Genomic DNA, 22508 nt, shown 5'->3' with positions numbered 1-22508 from the left:
CAGCACCACAGCGGGCTCACATTACTGCTTCAGAGTAGCAAATGCCTGAATGATGGCATCGATTTGCTCACGAGTGTGGGCAGCGTTTACGCTACAGCGCAGCAGCGTGATGCCTGCAGGCGCGGCAGGTGGCAGGATAAGATTCACATAAACGCCCAGCGAAATAAGCTCGCGCCAGATGCGTAAACCTTCCTCTTTCGAACCGATTATTACTGGCACTACCGGGCTAATATGTGAACTTAACTCGTAACCCAGTTTTTGCAGACCGTCATACAGATGGCTGGCGTTATCCATCAGCTTTTGCCGCAACTCTGGTTGTGAGGCAATGGTTCTTAACGACGAGCGCACGGTCGCAATGCAGGACGGAGAAGGAGAGGCGGTAAAAATATACGGGCGGCTGCCGTAGCGCAGCACTTCCATCGCTTCCGAACCGACAGCAAAACCGCCAATCGAGGCCAGACTTTTACTGAAAGTACCAACGATAATATCCACATCATCTTCAACGCCAACGGCTTCAGCCAGTCCGCGCCCCGTTGCGCCTAACACGCCAAACGAATGCGCTTCATCGACAATCAAATAACCACCGAGACGACGTTTGATATCAACAATTTCCGCCAGCGGCGCAACGTCACCGAGCATACTGTAGATGCCTTCAACGATGATAATCGCCTCTTTTGCCCGTTCACCGAGGCGAACCATGCGCCGTTCCAGATCTTTAGCATCGTTATGGCGGAAACGAATAATTTCCGCTCCACCGAGAGAACAGGCGTCATAAATACTGGCGTGGCTATCGGCATCCAGTAACACCACGGCGTTATGGTCGGCAAGTGCGCTGATGACACCTAAATTAGCGGTATAACCGGTTGAAAAAACGATAGCGGTAGGGCGATTGAAAAACTCGGCAATCTCTTTCTCTAACGCCAGATGTGGCGCATAGCTGCCATTAGCCATACGAGAACCGGTAGTGCCGGTGCCTTGTGCCGCTAATGCTGCCTGACCTTCGGTGATGGCATCATGATTGAAAGTTAAACCGAGATAATTATTAGTCCCGGCCAGAATCACTTTTTTATTGCCGATACGGCCTTCAGTGGCGGAGTACACTTCATCAATACAGGTACCAAACGGCGTTAATCCGTTGTCACTAAATTGCAGTCGCTCGCCAGCAAGGCGCGCATATTTATCGTATAGCCCCATTATTTATTCTCCAGCCATGGAAGTAGAGTTTCCATTAATTGCGCAGGGGTTTTGACATCCAGCAGAATATTAATAGGAATGGAAATATCGAATCTGTCTTCCAGCATCATTAAGAGATCCATCACTTTGATCGACTCCAGGCCAAGATCGTTGACGAGATCGCTGTCGGGCTTAATTTCCACACCGTTTTCGACCAAATCCTGTAAACAGGAAAGGATGTAATCCATTACTATTTCACGATTTACCATAGAAACGTTAACACACCTTTAAACAAGACAATCAAAATAGCCCGCTGCGTAATGCGTGTTCCAGGCTAATCCCGGGAAACCAATTAATATCTTCAGAAATACGGTTATTACTTGCTGACCAGTCGGCGTGGGTTAATTCACGGATTTTCGAGCGGGTCAGCATAGGTTCTTTACCTGCCAGGCGACTCAACGCGGTACTGATATCCGCAAGGCAGGTGAGTACCGACAGAGGAATACCAACCATTCGAACGGAACCGCAACGGGCGTCGGCGGCAAGTTGCTGTACGCGTTGCCAGTCATAGCCGCCGGCGACGCCATCGCATAATTCATAGGTTTGCGTTTGTACAGTTTCGGCGCTTAACCACTGCCCCACGGCTTGCGCGAAATCGGTGACGTGCAGGAAAGAGAGCTGTGTATCTGGCGCACCAAGTCGTGGCAGCAGGCCGCGCAGCATCCAGCCAAACAGCGGTTTTAACTCTTTATCGCCGGGACCATACACGGCTGTCGGGCGAAAAATGCCCAGCGTAATTTCGTCAGCCATTGCGGTCAGTCGTTGTTCGGCGACGTGTTTGGAATTTGCGTACCAGGAGAGTTCGGGATGGCGCGCCGCCAGCGAAGAGATAAACAGAAAACGTTGGCAAAAGCCGCTCTCTTTTGCCGCTTGCATCAGGCGCAGGCTGCCGTCAACGTTACAGCGGGTAAAAATCTCTTCTTTGTGTCCGCGCACTTGCCCGGCGCAATGGACCACCGCGCTGGCTCCGGCAACCAGTTCGCTAAGCGAATGTGTATCTTCCAGCGAACCGCGCACCCAGATGAGATTATCATTGACGTGAGCGCGGGCAGTACGCGTCAATGCGCGAACGTGAAAGCCGCGGGCGAGCAGGTTATCGATAATATATTTACCGATAAACCCGGTAGCGCCCGTCACCGCGACAGTTTGATTCATGCCATGGATTCCTGCACATGAAGGCTTGCAGCATAACGTTTTTTCGCTTCCGCACGGGCAGGCTTGCCGGAGGACGTTCGGGGAATACTGTGGGGCGGCAACAGATCGATAGCCGCTGTTACGCCAAATTCGCTTTGGATCCGTGCTGCCAGTGCGTGGATAAGCTGCCCACGACGTTCTTCGTCGCTGATCCTACACTGGATCTGCAAAATGATTTTTTCCTGGGCGGTAACAAAAGCAATCGCATCGCCAGAATGAATTTCCGGTTCCTGTTCCGCAATATATTCAATATCCTGCGGCCAGATATTACGGCCACGAATAATAATCAGATCTTTAATGCGCCCGGTGACATACAGATAACCATCCAGCAGATAACCGAGGTCGCCGGTATCTAACCAGCCCGTCGCGGCAATCTCGTCTTGCGAAACCTGGTCGCCAAAGTAACCGCTCATCAGGCTGGGGCCGGAGATGCAAATATGGCCTACCACACGTTCCGCGACCGGCATACCTGCTTCATTGCGGATTTCAATGCCATGTTCCGGCAACGCTTTACCGCAGTTGACGAAAGTCGATACGGCGCGTGTTTCAGCACCCGGCGCGACGGCTTTGCCCTGATATTCAAGGATGTCGCGATCCACTTCGTTAACCACAACCCCGGAGGCTTCATCAGAGAAGCTGACAGCCAGCGCATTTTCTGCCAGTCCGTAGCACGGCATGAAAGTTTTATCGTCAAAGTTAACCTGACGGAAACATTCAGCAAATTGGTGGAGTTGTTCTGCGGAGATGGGTTCTGCGCCAATACCAGCGACGCGCCAGCACGAGAGATCCAGTTCAGCGAGATCTTTTTCATTCACGCGGCGCTGACACAATTCATAGCCAAACGGCGGCGCGACGGAAACTGTGCCACGATTTTTACTGATCAATTTAAGCCATTGCAGCGGACGCATGGCAAAATCCTGAGTGCGCAAATAATCTACTGAGAGCTGCGTGGCGACGGGGGTCAGGAGAAAGCCGACCAGTCCCATATCATGGTAGAAAGGCAGCCAGGAGACGCAGCGGTCGCCAGGGCGTAATTTAATGCCATCGTGGCTTATAGCACGTAGATTAGCCATCACTTCGCGATGGGTGATAATGACGCCACGGGGAAAACGGGTGCTGCCGGAGGTGTACTGGAGGTAGGCGATATCGTTCGGAACTGGACGCTGGAGTACAACATCGGCTTCCGGTAATGCCTTAAACCAGGCGTGGCTTAAAACATGTAATTCGGGGTTGTTATGCGTAGCAGCATTGACCAGTGGCAACCACTCATCACCAGTGATAATGGCTGCGGGCTGGCAACTAGCCAGTAAACCTTGCAGTTTAGCGCTCCAGGAATCCCGCTGACCGACGCCCATTGGAATCGCTAACGGGACGGCGACTAAGCCGGCATACTGGCAGGCAAAAAAAGCCTCTACAAACCCGCTACTCGTTTCGGCAATCAGCGCCACGCGATCGCCTTTTTTCAGATTTAGTGATAACAACCGCTTCGCACCAGCTTCGGCACACGCTTTTAACGTCTGATATTCCAGTTGATCTTCAAGTTGGCAACGTCTGTCATAAAAATTCATTCCGGCGCTACTCAGAGCGGCGTAGTCCAAAGCATCAACCAGCGTTGGAAAATCGGCATAGCGCATAGGTAGGGAATGCGTAAAGATGTTATTAGACATATACACCACGAAAAAAATTGGATATCAGAAATAAAATGACAATAATGCGGTGGATTATATAGGCATAAAAGATAAATGAGATAGTATTTTCATCGGTGCGATATTGAACATTGATTTAAATAATAGGTTTGGCTTTGTTGTTTTTATTGTGAATTATATTTAATTTATGAATATATTAAGAAGAAGCCTTGTTTGGTTGCCTTAAATCGACAAAAGGCATTGAGGCGCTTCTGTGTAGTCTCTGACCTTATCTTAATTATTAATAAATACTATTTATTCTTTGTTTGTATTCTTTGGGTTGATTATTAAGATGCCGTTCGTTGCTGTTGCAATCTGTTTGTCACCGTTAATTATTTGTTATCCACAGAGATATGGAATGCGATCTGCTGATGATTAAAATTGAAAAAGTAATTAATAAAAATGACCTTAAGGCATTTATCGCTTTTCCGTCATCACTTTATCCCGATGATCCAAACTGGATACCCCCTTTGTTCATTGAACGCAGCGAGCATTTGTCGGCGAAGAATCCGGGGACGGACCATATTATCTGGCAGGCGTGGGTAGCAAAAAAAGCGGGGCAGATAGTCGGGCGGATTACCGCGCAAATCGATACCTTGCACCGCGAGCGTTACGGTGACGATACCGGTCATTTCGGCATGATTGACGCCATTGATGATCCGCAGGTTTTTGCCGCGTTGTTTGGCGCAGCGGAAGCGTGGTTGAAGTCACAAGGTGCAAGTAAGATCAGCGGGCCTTTCAGCCTGAATATCAATCAGGAAAGCGGATTACTGATTGAAGGTTTCGACACTCCGCCCTGTGCGATGATGCCGCACGGTAAACCGTGGTATGCCGCGCATATTGAACAATTGGGTTATCACAAAGGTATTGATTTACTGGCGTGGTGGATGCAACGAACCGATCTCACTTTCTCTCCGGCGCTAAAAAAACTGATGGATCAGGTGCGCAAAAAGGTGACCATTCGCTGCATCAAGCGCCAGCGGTTTGCCGAAGAGATGCTGATCCTGCGTGAGATTTTCAACTCTGGCTGGCAGCACAACTGGGGATTTGTGCCGTTTACCGAACATGAATTCGCTACCATGGGCGATCAACTAAAGTATCTGGTACCGGACGATATGATCTACGTCGCCGAGATTGATTCTGCTCCCTGCGCGTTTATAGTCGGCTTGCCGAACATCAACGAGGCGATTGCCGATCTGAACGGAGCGCTCTTTCCCTTCGGCTGGGCAAAATTGCTGTGGCGCTTAAAAGTCAGCGGTGTGCGAACTGCGCGAGTGCCGCTGATGGGCGTGCGTGACGAGTATCAGTTCAGCCGCATCGGCCCGGTGATTGCGCTGTTATTGATTGAAGCCTTACGCGATCCGTTTGCTCGCCGGAAGATCGATGCGCTGGAAATGTCATGGATCCTCGAAACCAATACAGGCATGAATAACATGCTGGAACGCATTGGAGCGGAGCCGTACAAGCGTTACCGATTGTATGAAAAGCAGATTTGATGGCAGTCACCCCTGCTTCATCTCCAGCGGCACCGCCGAGCGAATCAAATGGTGGCCTTCCAGCTCGATATCGTGGAGATTCTTTTTCACGGTCCGCACATGATCGCGTGCTGCGCGCTGGGCGACGTGTGGCAGCCGCTGCAACACCGCGTTGTAGATCCGCGCATGCTGGCGATCGATCTGCTTTTTTTGCTGTGGTCGATGGTAGAGATTATTTACGCTGGCAAACACTGAATTAAACATCAGGTCGGTCAATGATTGCAGTGTAAACACCAGCACCTGATTGTGGGAAGCCTGACAAATGGCGAGATGGAAAGCGTGATCCAGTTGTGCATGTTCGATCAGCGAAATCTCTTTGTTGTTCTCACTGGCGGCGAGCATTTTTTCATAACAGCGGGTTATCACAACAAAATCAGCCTGGGTTCCCAGCGTTGCCGCCAGCCTTGCCGATTCGCCCTCCAGCAATGCGCGAACGTCGAGCAGATCGTACAGCGTTCGCGGCTGCGTACTGAACAGATGGATCAGCGGGCTGGTGTCCTGCACCCGATTGAGCCGTGCGACACGAGAATCGCGCCCCTGCGCCGTTTCAATAATCCCACGCCCGCGCAGCACGGTCAGCCCTTCACGCAGTGCGGAGCGTGAGAAGCCGAGCTTTTCACACAGTCGACGTTCCGAGGGAAGCGGCTGACCGACCTTCAGCACGCCGTCGATAATTAACCGTTCGATACTCTCTGCAACCACTTCGCAAATAGGGCGACGTTCATCTTTCATTCCCGGACCTCGTGCACAGGTAGGACCAATTTTTCTGTTCTTGATTCGCAAAACACGCACATCACGTAAGTGATTATGTTACATCAATTTAACATTAGTTTAACCAAAGAAAGGTCACAGAGCTGGAAAAAAAATGGTCTGACCGGTAGCTAAAGAGATAGACGAAAACGAAAAGCCCGCTTAATAACTGTTCACAGAAGCAGCGCGCAAAAATCAGCTGCCACACAACACAACAAAGCGAAGCCTACTCATGAGCATCTTGTACGAAGAGCGTCTTGATGGCGCTTTACCCGATGTCGACCGCACATCGGTACTGATGGCACTGCGTGAGCATGTCCCTGGACTGGAGATCCTGCATACCGATGAGGAGATCATTCCTTACGAGTGTGACGGGTTGAGCGCGTATCGTACGCGTCCATTACTGGTTGTTCTGCCTAAGCAGATGGAACAGGTGACGGCGATTCTCGCTGTCTGCCACCGTTTGCATGTACCGGTAGTGACCCGTGGCGCAGGCACCGGACTTTCTGGCGGTGCGCTGCCGCTGGAAAAAGGTGTGTTGTTGGTGATGGCGCGCTTTAAAGAAATCCTCGACATTAACCCCGTTGGTCGCCGTGCGCGTGTGCAGCCGGGCGTGCGTAACCTGGCGATCTCCCAGGCTGTTGCGTCGCATAATCTCTATTACGCGCCGGATCCTTCCTCACAAATCGCCTGTTCCATTGGCGGCAACGTGGCGGAAAACGCCGGGGGCGTCCACTGTCTGAAATATGGTCTGACCGTACATAACCTGCTGAAAATTGAAGTGCAAACGCTGGATGGCGAGGCACTAACGCTGGGATCGGACGCGCTGGATTCACCCGGTTTTGACCTACTGGCGCTGTTCACCGGATCGGAAGGCATGCTCGGCGTGACCACCGAAGTGACGGTAAAACTGCTGCCGAAGCCCCCTGTGGCACGAGTTCTGTTAGCCAGCTTTGACTCGGTAGAAAAAGCCGGACTTGCAGTTGGTGACATCATCGCTAATGGCATTATCCCCGGCGGGCTGGAGATGATGGATAACCTGTCGATCCGCGCGGCGGAAGATTTTATTCATGCCGGTTATCCCGTCGATGCCGAAGCAATTTTATTGTGTGAGTTGGACGGCGTGGAATCTGATGTACAGGAAGACTGCGAGCGAGTTAACGGCATCTTACTGAAAGCGGGCGCGACTGACGTCCGTCTGGCGCAGGATGAAGCGGAGCGCGTGCGTTTCTGGGCCGGCCGCAAAAATGCTTTTCCGGCGGTAGGACGTATCTCCCCGGATTACTACTGCATGGACGGCACCATCCCGCGCCGCGCGTTGCCTGGCGTACTGGAAGGCATTGCCCGTTTATCGCAGCAATATGATTTACGCGTTGCCAACGTCTTTCATGCCGGAGACGGCAATATGCACCCGTTAATCCTTTTCGATGCCAACGAACCCGGTGAATTCGCCCGTGCGGAAGAATTGGGTGGGAAGATCCTTGAACTCTGTGTTGAAGTAGGCGGCAGTATCAGTGGGGAACATGGCATCGGGCGCGAAAAAATCAATCAGATGTGCGCCCAGTTCAACAGTGATGAAATTACTACCTTTCATGCAGTCAAGGCGGCGTTTGATCCTGATGGTTTGCTGAACCCTGGGAAAAACATCCCCACACTGCACCGCTGCGCTGAATTTGGTGCCATGCACGTGCATCACGGTCATTTACCTTTCCCTGAACTGGAGCGTTTCTGATGCTACGCGAGTGTGATTACAGCCAGGTACTGCTGGAGCAGGTGAATCAGGCAATTAGCGATAAAACGCCGCTGGCGATTCAGGGAAGCAATAGCAAAGCCTTTTTAGGTCGTCCTGTCATCGGGCAAACGCTGGATGTGCGTTGCCATCGTGGCATTGTTAATTACGACCCGACCGAGCTGGTGATTACCGCGCGTGCCGGAACGCCGCTGGTGGCGATTGAAGCGGCGCTGGAGAGCGCGGGGCAAATGCTCCCCTGCGAGCCACCGCATTATGGTGACGAAGCCACCTGGGGCGGTATGGTCGCCTGCGGGCTGGCGGGGCCGCGTCGCCCGTGGAGCGGTTCGGTTCGCGATTTTGTCCTCGGCACGCGCATCATTACCGGCACTGGAAAACATCTGCGCTTTGGTGGCGAAGTGATGAAAAACGTTGCCGGATACGATCTCTCGCGGTTAATGGCCGGAAGCTACGGCTGTCTTGGCGTGCTCACTGAAATCTCGATGAAAGTGTTGCCGCGACCGCGCGCCACACTGAGCTTGCGTCGGGAAATAAGCCTGCAAGAAGCCATGAGTGAAATCGCCCAGTGGCAACTCCAGCCATTACCCATTAGTGGCTTATGTTACTTCGACAATGCGTTGTGGATCCGCCTTGAAGGCGGTGAAGGATCGGTAAAAGCAGCACGTGAACTGCTGGGTGGCGAAGAGGTTGCGGGTCAGTTCTGGCAGCAATTGCGTGAACAACAACTGCCGTTCTTCTCATTACCGGGCACTTTATGGCGTATTTCCTTACCCACCGATGCGCCGATGATGGATTTACCCGGCGAGCAACTGATCGACTGGGGCGGCGCGTTACGTTGGCTGAAATCGACAGCCGATGACAATCAAATCCATCGCATTGCCCGCAACGCAGGCGGTCATGCGACCCGCTTTAGTGCCGGAGATGGTGGCTTTGCCCCGCTACCGGCTCCTTTATTCCGCTATCACCAGCAGCTTAAACAGCAGCTCGACCCTTGCGGCGTGTTTAACCCCGGTCGTATGTACGCGGAACTTTAAGGAGCAGACTATGCAAACCCGGTTAACTGAAGAGATGCTTCAGAACGCACGTGCGCTGGAAGCCGACAGCATCCTGCGCGCCTGTGTTCACTGTGGGTTTTGTACTGCAACCTGCCCAACCTATCAGCTTTTGGGCGATGAACTGGACGGGCCGCGCGGGCGCATCTATCTGATTAAACAGGTGCTGGAGGGCAACGAAGTCACGCTTAAAACGCAGGAGCATCTCGATCGCTGCCTCACTTGCCGCAATTGTGAAACCACCTGTCCTTCTGGTGTGCGCTATCACAATTTGCTGGATATCGGGCGTGATATTGTCGAGCAGAAAGTGAAACGCCCACTGCCAGAACGAATGCTGCGCGAAGGGTTGCGCCAGGTTGTGCCGCGTCCGGCGGTCTTCCGTGCGCTGACGCAGGTAGGGCTGGTGCTGCGACCGTTGTTACCAGAGCAAGTCAGAGCAAAATTGCCCGCTGGAACCGTGAAAGCCAAACCGCGTCCGCCGCTGCGCCATAAGCGCCGGGTTTTAATGCTGGAAGGCTGCGCCCAGCCTACGCTTTCGCCCAATACCAACGCGGCAACTGCGCGAGTGCTGGATCGTCTGGGGATCAGCGTCATGCCAGCTAACGAAGCAGGCTGTTGTGGCGCGGTGGACTATCATCTTAATGCGCAAGAGAAAGGGCTAGCGCGGGCGCGAAATAATATTGATGCCTGGTGGCCCGCGATTGAAGCCGGTGCCGAGGCAATTTTACAAACCGCCAGCGGTTGCGGCGCGTTCGTGAAAGAGTATGGGCAGATGCTGAAAAGTGATGCGTTGTACGCCGATAAAGCGCGTCGGGTCAGTGAACTGGCGGTCGATTTAGTCGAACTTCTGCGCAAGGAACCGCTGGAAAAACTGGCAATTCGCGGCGATAAAAAACTGGCCTTCCACTGCCCGTGTACCCTACAACATGCGCAAAAGCTGAACGGCGAAGTAGAAAAAGTGTTACTTCGTCTTGGATTTACCTTAACCGACGTTCCCGACAGCCATCTGTGCTGCGGGTCGGCGGGAACGTATGCATTAACGCATCCCGATCTGGCGCGCCAGCTGCGGGATAACAAAATGAATGCGCTGGAAAGCGGCAAACCGGAAATGATCGTCACCGCCAACATTGGTTGCCAGATGCATCTGGCGAGTGCCGGTCGTACCTCTGTGCGTCACTGGATTGAAATTGTAGAACAAGCCCTTGAAAAGGAATAACAAAATGAAAACTAAAGTCATTCTTAGCCAGCAAATGGCGAGTGCAATTATTGCCGCAGGTCAGGAAGAGGCGCAGAAAAATAACTGGTCTGTTTCCATTGCTGTTGCCGATGACGGCGGTCATCTGCTGGCGTTAAGTCGCATGGACGATTGCGCGCCGATTGCGGCTTACATCTCCCAGGAGAAAGCGCGTACCGCCGCGCTGGGGCGTCGTGAAACTAAGGGCTATGAAGAGATGGTGAACAACGGACGTACCGCGTTCGTGACTGCGCCGTTACTGACGTCGCTGGAAGGTGGCGTACCGGTTATTGTGGATGGGCAAATTATTGGTGCCGTGGGCGTTTCTGGTTTAACCGGAGCACAGGATGCGCAGGTCGCGAAAGCGGCTGCAGCGGTGTTGGCGAAATAAGCGAAAACGAGGAGATAAACAATGAGTCAAACCATAACCCAGGGCCGTTTACGCATTGACGCCGACTTTAAACGTTTTGTGGATGAAGAAGTTTTGCCTGGCGTGGAACTGGATGCTGCCGCGTTCTGGCGCAATGTTGATGAGATTGTTCACGATCTGGCGCCAGAAAATCGTCAGTTGCTGGCAGACCGCGATCGCATTCAGGCGGCGCTTGATGAGTGGCATCGCAGCAATCCGGGGCCGGTAAAAGATAAAGCGGCCTATAAATCTTTCCTGCGTGAACTGGGCTACCTGGTGCCACAGCCTGACCACGTTACGGTGGAAACCACGGGCATCGACAGCGAAATCACCAGTCAGGCGGGGCCACAGCTGGTGGTTCCGGCAATGAATGCTCGCTACGCGCTGAACGCGGCGAACGCTCGCTGGGGCTCACTGTACGATGCGTTATACGGCAGTGACATCATCCCGCAGGAAGGGGCGATGGTCAGCGGCTACGATCCGCAGCGCGGTGAGCAGGTTATCGCCTGGGTTCGGCGTTTCCTCGATGAATCTCTACCGCTGGAAAACGGCAGCTATCAGGATGTGGTGGCGTTTAAGGTGGTCGATAAACAATTACGCATCCAGTTGAAAAATGGTCAAGAAACCACGTTACGTACTCCAGCACAGTTTGTCGGTTACCGTGGCGATACTGCTGCGCCGACCTGCATTTTGCTGAAAAATAACGGCCTGCATATTGAGCTACAAATCGATGCCAACGGGCGGATTGGCAAAGACGATCCGGCGCACATCAACGATGTTATCGTCGAAGCGGCCATCAGTACCATTCTCGATTGCGAAGATTCGGTCGCGGCGGTTGATGCGGAAGATAAAATCCTGCTGTATCGCAACCTGCTGGGCCTGATGCAGGGGACTCTGCAAGAGAAAATGGAGAAGAACGGTCGGCAAATCGTGCGTAAACTGAATGACGATCGTCAGTATACCGCCGCCGATGGCTCTGAAATTTCTCTGCACGGACGTTCGCTGCTGTTTATCCGCAACGTAGGTCATTTGATGACCATTCCTGTGATTTGGGACAGCGAAGGTAATGAAATTCCGGAAGGTATTCTTGATGGCGTCATGACTGGCGCGATTGCCCTCTATGATTTAAAAGTGCAGAAAAACTCGCGTACCGGCAGCGTTTATATTGTGAAACCGAAAATGCACGGTCCACAGGAAGTGGCTTTTGCCAACAAACTGTTTACCCGCATTGAGACAATGCTTGGTATGAAACCGAATACCCTGAAAATGGGCATTATGGATGAAGAACGCCGGACCTCGCTGAACTTGCGTAGTTGTATCGCTCAGGCGAGCAACCGCGTGGCGTTTATCAATACCGGTTTCCTTGACCGTACTGGCGATGAGATGCATTCGGTGATGGAAGCGGGCCCAATGTTGCGTAAAAACCAGATGAAATCGACGCCGTGGATCAAAGCCTACGAGCGCAACAACGTGCTTTCCGGCCTGTTCTGCGGGCTGCGCGGTAAAGCGCAAATCGGTAAAGGGATGTGGGCAATGCCGGACCTGATGGCAGACATGTACAGCCAGAAGGGCGATCAGTTACGTGCCGGGGCGAACACGGCCTGGGTTCCGTCGCCAACTGCCGCTACACTCCATGCGCTGCACTACCATCAAACCAACGTACAGAGTGTGCAAGCCAACATTGCCCAGACCGAGTTCAATGCTGAATTTGAACCGCTGCTGGACGATCTGCTGACCATTCCGGTTGCTGAAAACGCTAACTGGTCGGCACAAGAGATCCAACAAGAGCTGGATAACAACGTGCAGGGGATTTTGGGTTACGTGGTGCGCTGGGTGGAGCAGGGGATTGGTTGTTCAAAAGTACCCGATATTCACAACGTGGCGCTGATGGAAGACCGTGCAACGTTGCGTATCTCCAGCCAGCATATCGCCAACTGGTTACGTCACGGTATTCTGACCAAAGATCAGGTGCATGCGTCGCTGGAGAACATGGCGAAAGTGGTGGATCAGCAAAATGCTGGCGATCCGGCATATCGTCCGATGGTCGGGAATTTCGCTAACTCGTGTGCCTTTAAAGCTGCCAGCGATTTGATCTTCCTCGGCGTGAAACAGCCAAACGGTTATACCGAACCGTTATTACACGCCTGGCGTTTACGTGAAAAAGAAAGTCATTAATAGCATCAAAAAAGCCCCGGCAAGTTTTATTGTCGGGGCTATGATAGTAACTGCGGTAGTATATTTATCCCGGAAATAACCGGAGCGATTATCAGGGTTTAACAATATTAAATACCCGTAGCGCATCACTAGCGGGACTAAAACAACATTATGGACATCTTTACGATACTCTGCGCCTGTGTGTGCGGAACAGAAACCCTTACCCGATATACTTGTTATGCCAGAGGTAGCAATTGCGTTAGCGGCGTGCTGTTGCTGTAAAGTATAACGCCTATATTTTACAGTTCAGTCCTCTTTTGCTTATTACAAACCTTAAATATATCAAGTATATAAAGATAATAAGAGACTGAACAATATGGTTACCTGGACCCAAATGTATATGCCGATGGGAGGACTGGGGCTATCCGCTCTGGTCGCCCTGATCCCGATAATATTCTTCTTCGTTGCACTCGCGGTATTACGTCTGAAAGGGCATGTTGCTGGAGCAATAACCCTTATATTATCTATCCTGATTGCGATATTCGCCTTTAAAATGCCAATTGATATGGCATTTGCTGCTGCGGGCTATGGCTTTATTTATGGATTATGGCCTATTGCGTGGATTATTGTCGCGGCGGTATTCCTGTATAAATTAACCGTTGCCAGCGGGCAGTTTGATATTATCCGCAGTTCGGTTATCTCCATCACCGACGATCAGCGTTTGCAGGTGTTACTGATTGGTTTCTCCTTTGGCGCACTGCTGGAAGGAGCGGCTGGCTTTGGCGCGCCGGTGGCGATTACAGGCGCTCTGCTGGTGGGGCTGGGCTTCAAACCGTTATATGCGGCGGGGTTGTGTCTGATTGCCAACACTGCGCCGGTGGCGTTTGGTGCCTTGGGCGTGCCGATTCTGGTCGCTGGTCAGGTAACGGGAATCGATCCGTTTGATATTGGCGCAATGGCGGGACGTCAGTTACCGTTCCTGTCGGTTCTTGTGCCATTCTGGCTGGTGGCAATGATGGACGGTTGGAAAGGGGTGAAAGAGACCTGGCCAGCGGCGCTGGTTGCAGGGGGAAGCTTCGCTGTCACGCAGTTCTTTACCTCTAACTACATTGGTCCGGAACTGCCGGATATTACTTCGGCGCTGGTGAGTATTGTCTCACTCGCTTTATTCCTTAAAGTCTGGCGGCCGAAAAATACCGAAACGGCAATCAGCATGGGGCAATCCGCAGGTGCGATGGTGGTAAATAAGCCATCTTCTGGCGGTCCCGTGCCTTCAGAATATAGTCTGGGGCAAATCATTCGTGCATGGTCACCGTTTTTAATCTTAACGGTACTGGTTACCATCTGGACGATGAAACCATTTAAAGCGTTATTTGCTCCGGGCGGTGCGTTTTATTCGCTGGTGATTAATTTCCAGATCCCTCATTTGCATCAACAAGTGTTGAAAGCGGCACCCATTGTCGCTCAGCCAACGCCAATGGATGCGGTGTTTAAATTCGACCCTCTCTCCGCTGGTGGCACCGCTATTTTTATTGCGGCGATTATCTCGATCTTCATCCTCGGCGTGGGGATCAAGAAAGGTATTGGCGTCTTTGCCGAAACGCTAATTAGCCTGAAGTGGCCGATACTGTCGATTGGCATGGTGCTGGCGTTCGCCTTCGTAACCAACTATTCCGGTATGTCCACCACGCTGGCGCTGGTACTGGCGGGCACAGGCGTGATGTTCCCGTTCTTCTCACCGTTCCTTGGCTGGTTGGGTGTATTTCTCACGGGTTCGGATACGTCTTCTAACGCCCTGTTTGGTTCACTGCAATCAACGACGGCGCAGCAAATCAACGTCTCTGACACCCTGCTGGTGGCAGCAAACACCAGCGGTGGCGTGACCGGCAAGATGATCTCCCCGCAATCTATCGCCGTGGCCTGTGCCGCGACAGGTATGGTGGGCCGAGAATCTGAACTGTTCCGCTACACCGTGAAGCACAGTCTGATTTTTGCCAGCGTTATCGGCATTATCACCCTGCTGCAGGCGTATGTGTTTACCGGAATGTTAGTCTCGTAAATCAATTAAGCCGGATGATCGTTAATATCATCCGGCTTCATTCTTTGTTCATTACATTATTCTGTCTTATTAATTTAAAATCATTTCCTGCTTTATTATCTATACAGTAATAATGTATTGCATTCAGATAACATACTAAATAATTAAGGGTGTGAGAACATCTGTTTTTTTATCACGCAAAACAAGTCTGTATTAATTATGTTCGCTTGATGAGCAAACACCGTTCTATCTGTTGCTTTTGCAATCTAAATCGTTAAAACTATCAACGAATTTATATGGTTACGCTGTGAAAAGTTGTTGATTTTTTGTTTGTTGAAATTTCGTAAAAATAACCTGACAGATATCGTATAGGGGATATTCTTATAGATTTCACCTGTTTTTCTATAAATGATGCCGTTTTCTTAAGAATGGAGGAAGTTATTAGAGAAAATAAAGCATAAAACTATTTTCCCAGTTACAAATTCTTTAATTTTATTTTGTCACTTGCGTTATTAATGAATAAGAAATTTAAATATAAAAAATCGCTTTTAGCGGCTATTTTAAGCGCAACCTTATTAACCGGTTGTGATGGCGGTGGTTCAGGATCGTCCTCCGATACGCCGTCTGTAGATTCTGGAGCAGGGACTTTGCCGGAAGTGAAACCCGATCCAATACCAACCCCGGAACCGACACCTGAGCCGACGCCGGACCCAGAACCTACACCAGACCCGACACCCGATCCAGAGCCGACACCAGAACCGGAGCCAGAACCTGTTCCTACGAAAACGGGGTATCTGACCCTGGGCGGAAGCCAGCGGGTAACTGGTGCTACCTGTAATGGTGAATCCAGCGACGGCTTTACCTTTACGCCAGGCAATACCGTGAGTTGTGTGGTGGGCAGTACGACCATTGCAACATTCAACACCCAGTCAGAGACTGCGCGTAGCCTGCGTGCGGTTGACAAAGTGTCGTTTAGCCTTGAGGACGCGCAGGAGCTGGCGGATTCTGCAAATAAGAAAACCAACGCCATCTCTCTGGTGACGTCCAGCGACAGTTGCCCCGCAGATGCAGAACAGCTTTGTCTTACTTTCTCGTCAGTGGTTGATCGCGCGCGTTTTGAAAAACTGTATAAGCAAATTGATCTGGCAACAAACGATTTCAGTAAGCTGGTCAATGAAGAGGTGGAAAACAATGCTGCGACTGATAAAGCGCCGTCCACCCATACCTCAACGGTAGTGCCAGTCACGACAGAGGGAACAAAACCGGATCTGAACGCGTCCTTCGTGTCGGCTAACGCGGAACAGTTTTATCAGTATCAACCAACTGAAATCATTCTTTCCGAAGGCCATCTGGTGGATAGCCTGGGGAACGGTGTTGCTGGCGTAGACTACTACACCAATTCAGGCCGTGGCGTAACTGACGAAAACGGTAAATTCTCCTTTAGCTGGGGCGAAACCATCTCCTTTGGTATCGATACCTTTGAACTGGGCTCAGTACGCGGCAATAAGTCGACTATTGCGCTGACTGAATTGGGTGATGAAGTTCACGGCGCGAATGTTGATCAGCTGATTCATCGCTATTCGACAACCGGGCAAAATAATACCCGTGTTGTTCCGGACGATGTACGCAAGGTCTTTGCCGAATATCCCAACGTGATCAACGAGATTATCAATCTCTCGTTATCCAATGGCGCGACGCTGGATGAAGGCGATCAAAACGTTGTGCTGCCTAACGAATTTATCGAGCAGTTTAAGACGGGTCAGGCCAAAGAGATCGATACCGCGATTTGTGCGAAAACCGACGGTTGTAACGAGGCTCGCTGGTTCTCGCTGACGACGCGCAATGTTAATGACGGCCAGATTCAGGGCGTTATCAACAAGCTGTGGGGCGTGGATACGAACTACCAGTCTGTCAGCAAGTTCCATGTATTCCATGACTCTACCAACTTCTATGGCAGCACGGGAAATGCGCGCGGTCAGGCGGTGGTGAATATCTCCAACGCGGCATTCCCGATTCTGATGGCGCGTAATGATAAAAACTACTGGCTGGCGTTTGGCGAAAAACGCGCCTGGGATAAAAACGAGCTGGCGTACATTACGGAAGCGCCTTCCATTGTGCAGCCAGAGAACGTTACGCGCGATACCGCCACCTTCAATCTGCCGTTTATTTCGCTGGGGCAAGTCGGTGAGGGCAAACTGATGGTTATCGGTAACCCGCACTACAACAGCATTTTGCGTTGCCCGAATGGTTACAGCTGGGCCGGTGGTGTTAATGATAAAGGTGAGTGTACGCTCAGCGGTGATTCAGATGACATGAAGCACTTCATGCAGAACGTACTGCGCTATCTGTCAAACGACATCTGGCAGCCAAATACCAAGAGCACAATGACCGTGGGTACGAACCTGGAAAACGTTTATTTCAAAAATCATGGCCAGGTTACGGGGAGCCGTGCTGCGTTTGGCTTCCATCTGGATTTCGCAGGTATTTCTGTTAAACATTTGACCAGCTATGGCGATCTGAATCCGGAAGAAGTTCCGTTGCTGATCCTCAACGGCTTTGAATATGTGACTCAGTGGTCTGGTGATCCCTATGCAGTGCCTCTACGTGCAGATACCAGCAAACCGAAGCTGAGCCAGCAGGATGTGACCGATCTGATAGCCTATCTGGACAAAGGCGGTTCGGTGCTGATCATGGAAAACGTGATGAGCAATCTTAAGGAAGAGAGCGCGTCTGGCTTTGTGCGCCTGCTTGATGCCGCAGGCCTGTCAATGGCACTGAACAAGTCGGTGGTGAATAATGATCCTCAAGGGTATCCGAACCGCGTTCGTCAGCAGCGCGCAACGGGCATTTGGGTCTATGAACGTTATCCTGCCGTAGACGGTGCGTTGCCATACTCCATCGATAGCGAGACAGGGGAAGTTAAGTGGAAATATCAGGTAGATAACAAACCTGATGACAAACCGAAGCTGGAAGTTGCCAGCTGGCTGGAAGATGTAGATGGCAAACAGGAAACGCGCTATGCCTTTATTGATGAGGCGGAGTTTAAAACCAAAGAGTCTCTGGAGGCTGCAAAGGCAAAAATCTTTGAGAAGTTTCCTGGATTACAGGAGTGTAAGGACTCGGCATACCACTATGAGGTCAACTGCCTGGAATATCGTCCTGGCACGGGGGTTCCGGTTACTGGTGGCATGTATGTTCCGCGCTATACGCAACTGAATCTTGACGCCAACACGGCGAAAGCGATGGTGCAGGCTGCGGATTTAGGCACCAACATTCAGCGCCTGTATCAGCATGAGCTTTATTTCCGTACTAAAGGCAGTAAAGGTGAGCGTCTGAACAGCGTCGATCTGGAGCGTTTGTACCAGAACATGTCGGTCTGGTTGTGGAACGATACGGCTTATCGTTATGAAGAAGGCAAAAATGACGAGCTGGGCTTTAAAACGTTCACTGAGTTCCTGAACTGCTACACCAACAATGCATACGTTGGTACGCAGTGTTCTGCTGAGCTGAAAAAATCGCTGATTGATAACAACATGATCTACGGTGACGGTAGCAGCAAAGCAGGCATGATGAACCCGAGCTACCCGCTCAACTATATGGAAAAACCGCTGACGCGCCTGATGCTGGGCCGTTCCTGGTGGGATCTGAACATTAAAGTTGATGTCGAGAAGTACCCGGGAGCCGTATCGGAAGAGGGGCAGAACGTTACTGAAACCATCAGCCTGTACTCGAACCCGACCAAATGGTTTGCGGGTAACATGCAGTCTACTGGTCTGTGGGCTCCGGCTCAGAAAGAGGTCACCATTAAGTCTTCGGCGTCAGTCCCAGTGACTGTTACCGTGGCACTGGCTGACGACCTGACCGGACGTGAGAAGCATGAAGTTGCGCTGAACCGTCCGCCAAGAGTCACTAAAACCTATTCTCTGGCGGCTAACGGTGAATTGACGTTCAAGGTGCCTTACGGTGGCCTGATTTATATCAAAGGCGACAGCAACGACAATGAATCTGCCACCTTCACCTTTACTGGTGTAGTAAAAGCGCCGTTCTATAAAGACGGTAAGTGGCAACACGATCTGAACTCCCCTGCGCCGCTGGGCGAGCTGGAGTCAGACGCTTTCATCTACACTACGCCGAAGAAGAACCTGAATGCCAGTAATTACACGGGCGGTCTGGAGCAATTCGCTAAAGATCTGGATACCTTTGCCAGTTCGATGAATGACTTTTACGGTCGTAATGATGAAGACGGTAAGCACCGGATGTTTACCTATAAAGCATTGACGGGGCATAAACATCGTTTCGCCAACGATGTGCAGATCTCCATTGGTGACGCGCACTCGGGTTATCCGGTGATGAACAGCAGCTTCTCGCCGAACAGCACCACGCTGCCGACGACGCCGCTGAACGATTGGCTGATCTGGCACGAAGTGGGGCACAACGCCGCCGAAACGCCGCTGACTGTTCCTGGCGCGACCGAAGTGGCGAACAACGTGCTGGCGCTGTACATGCAGGATCGCTATCTCGGCAAGATGAACCGTGTCGCTGACGATATTACCGTCGCACCGGAATATCTGGATGAGAGCAACAACCAGGCATGGGCACGCGGCGGTGCGGGTGACCGTCTGCTGATGTACGCGCAGCTGAAGGAGTGGGCAGAGAAAAACTTTGATATCAAGAAATGGTATCCAGATGGCACTCCTCTGCCAGAGTTTTACAGCGAGCGTGAAGGGATGAAAGGCTGGAATCTGTTCCAGTTGATGCATCGCAAAGCGCGCGGCGATGAGGTTGGCAATGACAAGTTTGGCGGCAGAAATTACTGTGCTGAATCCAACGGTAACGCAGCCGACACGCTGATGCTGTGTGCATCCTGGGTCGCCCAGACGGATCTTTCGGAGTTCTTTAAGAAGTGGAATCCGGGCGCGAATGCTTACCAGTTGCCGGGAGCGAGCGAGATGAGCTTCGAGGGCGGTGTGAGCCAGTCGGCTAACGAGACGCTGGCGGCGCTTAATCTGCCGAAACCGCAGCAAGGGCCGGAAACCATTAATCAGGTTACCGAGCATAAGATGTCAGCTGAGTAAGCCTGTATGCCGGATAAGGCGCTCGCGCCGCATCCGGCATGAAATAAGGCGCATCGGGCCTGGAGGAAAGCCGTATGGCATACACCTGCAGGCCCGCATCCGGCAAGTTACAACAAATAACCTTTAACCATGTTTTTTGATGTTTTTCAGCAATACCCCGCGGCGATGCCCGTCCTGGCTACCGTCGGAGGATTGATTATCGGCAGTTTTTTGAATGTGGTGATTTGGCGTTACCCCATCATGCTGCGCCAACAAATGGCGGAGTTTCACGGTGAAATGCCGAGTACGCAGTCAAAAATAAGCCTTGCGCTACCGCGTTCGCACTGCCCACATTGTCAGCAGACCATCCGGATACGTGACAATATTCCGCTGCTCTCCTGGCTGATGCTCAAAGGGCGCTGCCGTGATTGTCAGGCGAAAATCAGCAAGCGTTATCCGCTGGTGGAGTTATTGACAGCACTCGCTTTTTTGCTGGCGAGTCTGGTCTGGCCGGAAAGTGGATGGGCGCTGGCGGTGATGATATTATCCGCCTGGCTGATTGCCGCGAGCATCATTGACCTCGATAACCAATGGCTGCCCGATGTTTTTACTCAGGGCGTATTGTGGACCGGGCTGATTGCGGCATGGGTGCAACAGAGTCCGTTAACGCTACAAGACGCAGTTACCGGCGTCCTGGTGGGATTTATCACTTTTTACTCCCTGCGCTGGATAGCCGGAATAGTTCTGCGTAAAGAAGCATTAGGCATGGGCGATGTATTACTCTTCGCCGCGTTAGGTGGCTGGGTGGGCGCGTTGTCGCTGCCCAATGTGGCTTTAATCGCCTCATGCTGCGGCCTGATATATGCCGTTATTACAAAAAGAGGATCAACCACACTGCCTTTTGGACCGTGTTTAAGTCTGGGCGGTATAGCAACACTTTATCTACAGGCATTGTTTTAATGATAACCCCGTCATTATCAAAGTGACATTTTAACTCTTATTAATAACCTTGGAGATTATTTACCATGTCGATAAAACAGATGCCAGGGAGGGTATTAATATCGCTATTGTTGAGCGTTACAGGATTATTAAGTGGCTGTGCCAGCCATAATGAAAATGCCAGTTTACTGGCGAAAAAACAGGCGCAAAATATCAGCCAAAACCTGCCGATTAAATCTGCGGGATATACCTTAGTGCTGGCGCAAAGTAGCGGCACGACGGTAAAAATGACCATTATCAGCGAAGCGGGTGCTCAGACCACGCAGACGCCAGACGCCTTTTTAACCAGCTACCAACGACAAATGTGCGCTGACCCGACGGTGAAATTAATGCTCACTGAGGGAATTAATTACAGCATAACGATTAATGATACACGTACAGGTAACCAGTATCAGCGGAAACTGGATCGCACCACCTGTGGAATAGTCAAAGCATAACGTCGGGTATATAAATTGGCGCGGGTTGTTTTTCGTGACGCACGAATTTATCTCATTCAATGGCTGACTAAAATTCGTCACACTCTTAACCAGAGACAATCTCTTAATACAAACAAAGAGCATCTTCGCAAAATTGTACGCGCGATGTTCTGGCTGATGCTGCTTATTATTTCTGCAAAAATGGCGTATTCACTCTGGCGCTATTTCTCCTTTTCTGCGGAATATACGGCGGTTTCTCCATCGGTGAATAAACAGCCCCATGCGGATGTAAAAACGTTCGATAAAAAAGATGTGCAATTAATCAGCCAGCAAAACTGGTTTGGTAAATATCAGCGCGTCGCCACACCGGTAAAGCAACCTGAACCTGTAGCAGAAACGCGTCTTAATGTGGTGCTGCGCGGGATCGCCTTTGGTGCCAGACCCGGCGCGGTTATTGAAGAAGGTGGCAAACAGCAGGTCTATTTGCAGGGTGAACGGCTTGGCTCTCACAACGCATTGATTGAGGAAATCAATCGCGACCATGTGATGCTGCGCTATCAGGGAAAAATAGAGCGGCTCAGTCTGGCAGAAGAGGAGCGTTCCACCGTAGCCGTGACCAACAAAAAAGCCGTCAGTGACGAAGCAAAGCAAGCTGTTGCTGAGCCTGCTACCCGTGCGCCCGTTGAGATCCCGGCTGCTGTGCGTCAGGCACTGGCGAAAGATCCGCAGAAAATTTTTAACTATATCCAGCTTACGCCTGTGCGTAAGGAGGGAATTGTCGGTTATGCAGTGAAGCCGGGGGCAGATCGTTCTCTGTTCGATGCCAGCGGTTTCAGGGAAGGCGATATCGCCATTGCGCTCAATCAGCAGGATTTCACTGATCCACGAGCAATGATTGCTCTGATGCGGCAGTTACCTTCAATGGATTCCATTCAACTTACGGTTTTACGCAAGGGTGCGCGCTACGACATTTCCATCGCGCTGCGCTAACCGCATTTAATCCAG

At 51.4% G+C, this 22508-nt stretch carries 16 protein-coding genes; 11 read left to right on the top strand and 5 right to left on the bottom strand.

Going from position 1 to position 22508, the window contains the following annotated elements:
* Positions 1–21 precede the first annotated feature (21 nt).
* Genes spt through QUE74_RS19375 form a run of 4 tightly spaced genes read right to left on the bottom strand, consistent with a single transcriptional unit; the run spans position 22 to position 4094 of the window.
* Positions 22–1194: a serine palmitoyltransferase gene (spt, locus tag QUE74_RS19390; RefSeq protein ID WP_000524980.1), complete on the bottom strand. Its 1173-nt coding sequence runs from the start codon at positions 1192–1194 to the stop codon at positions 22–24.
* On the bottom strand, positions 1194–1442 hold the full coding sequence (locus tag QUE74_RS19385; protein WP_000248097.1) for an acyl carrier protein: 249 nt from the start codon (positions 1440–1442) through the stop codon (positions 1194–1196). Before QUE74_RS19385 ends, spt begins: the two co-directional genes overlap by 1 nt.
* Before the next feature lie 31 nt (positions 1443–1473).
* Complete coding sequence (locus QUE74_RS19380; protein WP_001077124.1) at positions 1474–2388, bottom strand: NAD-dependent epimerase/dehydratase family protein; 915 nt, start codon at positions 2386–2388, stop codon at positions 1474–1476.
* Complete coding sequence (locus QUE74_RS19375) at positions 2385–4094, bottom strand: fatty acyl-AMP ligase (RefSeq protein ID WP_071533191.1); 1710 nt, start codon at positions 4092–4094, stop codon at positions 2385–2387. Before QUE74_RS19375 ends, QUE74_RS19380 begins: the two co-directional genes overlap by 4 nt.
* A 371-nt stretch (positions 4095–4465) precedes the next feature.
* Here QUE74_RS19375 and yghO point away from each other — a divergent pair, with 371 nt between their 5' ends.
* Positions 4466–5608: a protein YghO gene (gene yghO, locus QUE74_RS19370; RefSeq protein WP_001360971.1), complete on the top strand. Its 1143-nt coding sequence runs from the start codon at positions 4466–4468 to the stop codon at positions 5606–5608.
* A gap of 6 nt (positions 5609–5614) precedes the next feature.
* On the opposite strand, the gene glcC is transcribed toward yghO, so the two are convergent.
* Entirely contained in the window at positions 5615–6379 is a 765-nt protein-coding gene (gene glcC, locus QUE74_RS19365; RefSeq protein ID WP_001308944.1) for a transcriptional regulator GlcC, read from the bottom strand.
* A 250-nt stretch (positions 6380–6629) separates the two neighbouring features.
* On the opposite strand from glcC, the gene glcD reads away from it, so the two are divergent.
* The 10 genes from glcD to gspC all read left to right on the top strand — a co-directional run bounded on the left by glcD (position 6630) and on the right by gspC (position 22493).
* Entirely contained in the window at positions 6630–8129 is a 1500-nt protein-coding gene (glcD, locus tag QUE74_RS19360; RefSeq protein ID WP_000026097.1) for a glycolate oxidase subunit GlcD, read from the top strand.
* The gene (glcE, locus tag QUE74_RS19355; RefSeq protein ID WP_000943110.1) at positions 8129–9181 is read left to right on the top strand and encodes a glycolate oxidase subunit GlcE; all 1053 of its coding nucleotides are present in this window, start codon (positions 8129–8131) and stop codon (positions 9179–9181) included. The genes glcD and glcE overlap by 1 nt, the downstream gene beginning before the upstream one ends.
* A gap of 10 nt (positions 9182–9191) precedes the next feature.
* Entirely contained in the window at positions 9192–10415 is a 1224-nt protein-coding gene (gene glcF / locus QUE74_RS19350) for a glycolate oxidase subunit GlcF (protein ID WP_001194809.1), read from the top strand.
* A 4-nt stretch (positions 10416–10419) separates the two neighbouring features.
* Entirely contained in the window at positions 10420–10824 is a 405-nt protein-coding gene (locus QUE74_RS19345; RefSeq protein WP_001352944.1) for a GlcG family protein, read from the top strand.
* A 21-nt stretch (positions 10825–10845) separates the two neighbouring features.
* A complete protein-coding gene (gene glcB / locus QUE74_RS19340; RefSeq protein ID WP_000084048.1) occupies positions 10846–13017 on the top strand; it encodes a malate synthase G in 2172 nt (723 codons plus the stop codon).
* A gap of 355 nt (positions 13018–13372) precedes the next feature.
* The gene (gene glcA, locus QUE74_RS19335) at positions 13373–15055 is read left to right on the top strand and encodes a glycolate permease GlcA (protein WP_000259279.1); all 1683 of its coding nucleotides are present in this window, start codon (positions 13373–13375) and stop codon (positions 15053–15055) included.
* A 494-nt stretch (positions 15056–15549) separates the two neighbouring features.
* Complete coding sequence (sslE, locus tag QUE74_RS19330) at positions 15550–20109, top strand: lipoprotein metalloprotease SslE (RefSeq protein ID WP_001034576.1); 4560 nt, start codon at positions 15550–15552, stop codon at positions 20107–20109.
* A gap of 129 nt (positions 20110–20238) precedes the next feature.
* The gene (pppA, locus tag QUE74_RS19325) at positions 20239–21048 is read left to right on the top strand and encodes a prepilin peptidase PppA (protein ID WP_000464639.1); all 810 of its coding nucleotides are present in this window, start codon (positions 20239–20241) and stop codon (positions 21046–21048) included.
* 65 nt (positions 21049–21113) lie between these two features.
* Positions 21114–21524: a type II secretion system pilot lipoprotein GspS-beta gene (gene gspS2, locus QUE74_RS19320; RefSeq protein ID WP_001354966.1), complete on the top strand. Its 411-nt coding sequence runs from the start codon at positions 21114–21116 to the stop codon at positions 21522–21524.
* A gap of 15 nt (positions 21525–21539) precedes the next feature.
* Positions 21540–22493 carry a type II secretion system protein GspC gene (gene gspC, locus QUE74_RS19315; protein ID WP_000135093.1) on the top strand — a complete coding sequence of 318 codons (954 nt, stop codon included), beginning with the start codon at positions 21540–21542 and terminating at the stop codon, positions 22491–22493.
* Positions 22494–22508 lie beyond the last annotated feature (15 nt).

The organism is Escherichia sp. 10290 (assembly GCF_030295155.1).
Taxonomy (GTDB): domain Bacteria; phylum Pseudomonadota; class Gammaproteobacteria; order Enterobacterales; family Enterobacteriaceae; genus Escherichia; species Escherichia coli_F.
This window is presented reverse-complemented; position numbering and strand designations above follow the sequence as displayed.

Excerpts from the sequence above, each read along its gene's own strand:
- spt (WP_000524980.1), bottom strand. The coding sequence starts at position 1,194 with ATGGGGCTATACGATAAATATGCGCGCCTTGCTGGCGAGCGACTGCAA.
- QUE74_RS19385 (WP_000248097.1), bottom strand. The coding sequence starts at position 1,442 with ATGGTAAATCGTGAAATAGTAATGGATTACATCCTTTCCTGTTTACAG.
- QUE74_RS19380 (WP_001077124.1), bottom strand. The coding sequence starts at position 2,388 with ATGAATCAAACTGTCGCGGTGACGGGCGCTACCGGGTTTATCGGTAAA.
- QUE74_RS19375 (WP_071533191.1), bottom strand. The coding sequence starts at position 4,094 with ATGTCTAATAACATCTTTACGCATTCCCTACCTATGCGCTATGCCGAT.
- yghO (WP_001360971.1), top strand. The coding sequence starts at position 4,466 with ATGGAATGCGATCTGCTGATGATTAAAATTGAAAAAGTAATTAATAAA.
- glcC (WP_001308944.1), bottom strand. The coding sequence starts at position 6,379 with ATGAAAGATGAACGTCGCCCTATTTGCGAAGTGGTTGCAGAGAGTATC.
- glcD (WP_000026097.1), top strand. The coding sequence starts at position 6,630 with ATGAGCATCTTGTACGAAGAGCGTCTTGATGGCGCTTTACCCGATGTC.
- glcE (WP_000943110.1), top strand. The coding sequence starts at position 8,129 with ATGCTACGCGAGTGTGATTACAGCCAGGTACTGCTGGAGCAGGTGAAT.
- glcF (WP_001194809.1), top strand. The coding sequence starts at position 9,192 with ATGCAAACCCGGTTAACTGAAGAGATGCTTCAGAACGCACGTGCGCTG.
- QUE74_RS19345 (WP_001352944.1), top strand. The coding sequence starts at position 10,420 with ATGAAAACTAAAGTCATTCTTAGCCAGCAAATGGCGAGTGCAATTATT.
- glcB (WP_000084048.1), top strand. The coding sequence starts at position 10,846 with ATGAGTCAAACCATAACCCAGGGCCGTTTACGCATTGACGCCGACTTT.
- glcA (WP_000259279.1), top strand. The coding sequence starts at position 13,373 with ATGGTTACCTGGACCCAAATGTATATGCCGATGGGAGGACTGGGGCTA.
- sslE (WP_001034576.1), top strand. The coding sequence starts at position 15,550 with ATGAATAAGAAATTTAAATATAAAAAATCGCTTTTAGCGGCTATTTTA.
- pppA (WP_000464639.1), top strand. The coding sequence starts at position 20,239 with ATGTTTTTTGATGTTTTTCAGCAATACCCCGCGGCGATGCCCGTCCTG.
- gspS2 (WP_001354966.1), top strand. The coding sequence starts at position 21,114 with ATGTCGATAAAACAGATGCCAGGGAGGGTATTAATATCGCTATTGTTG.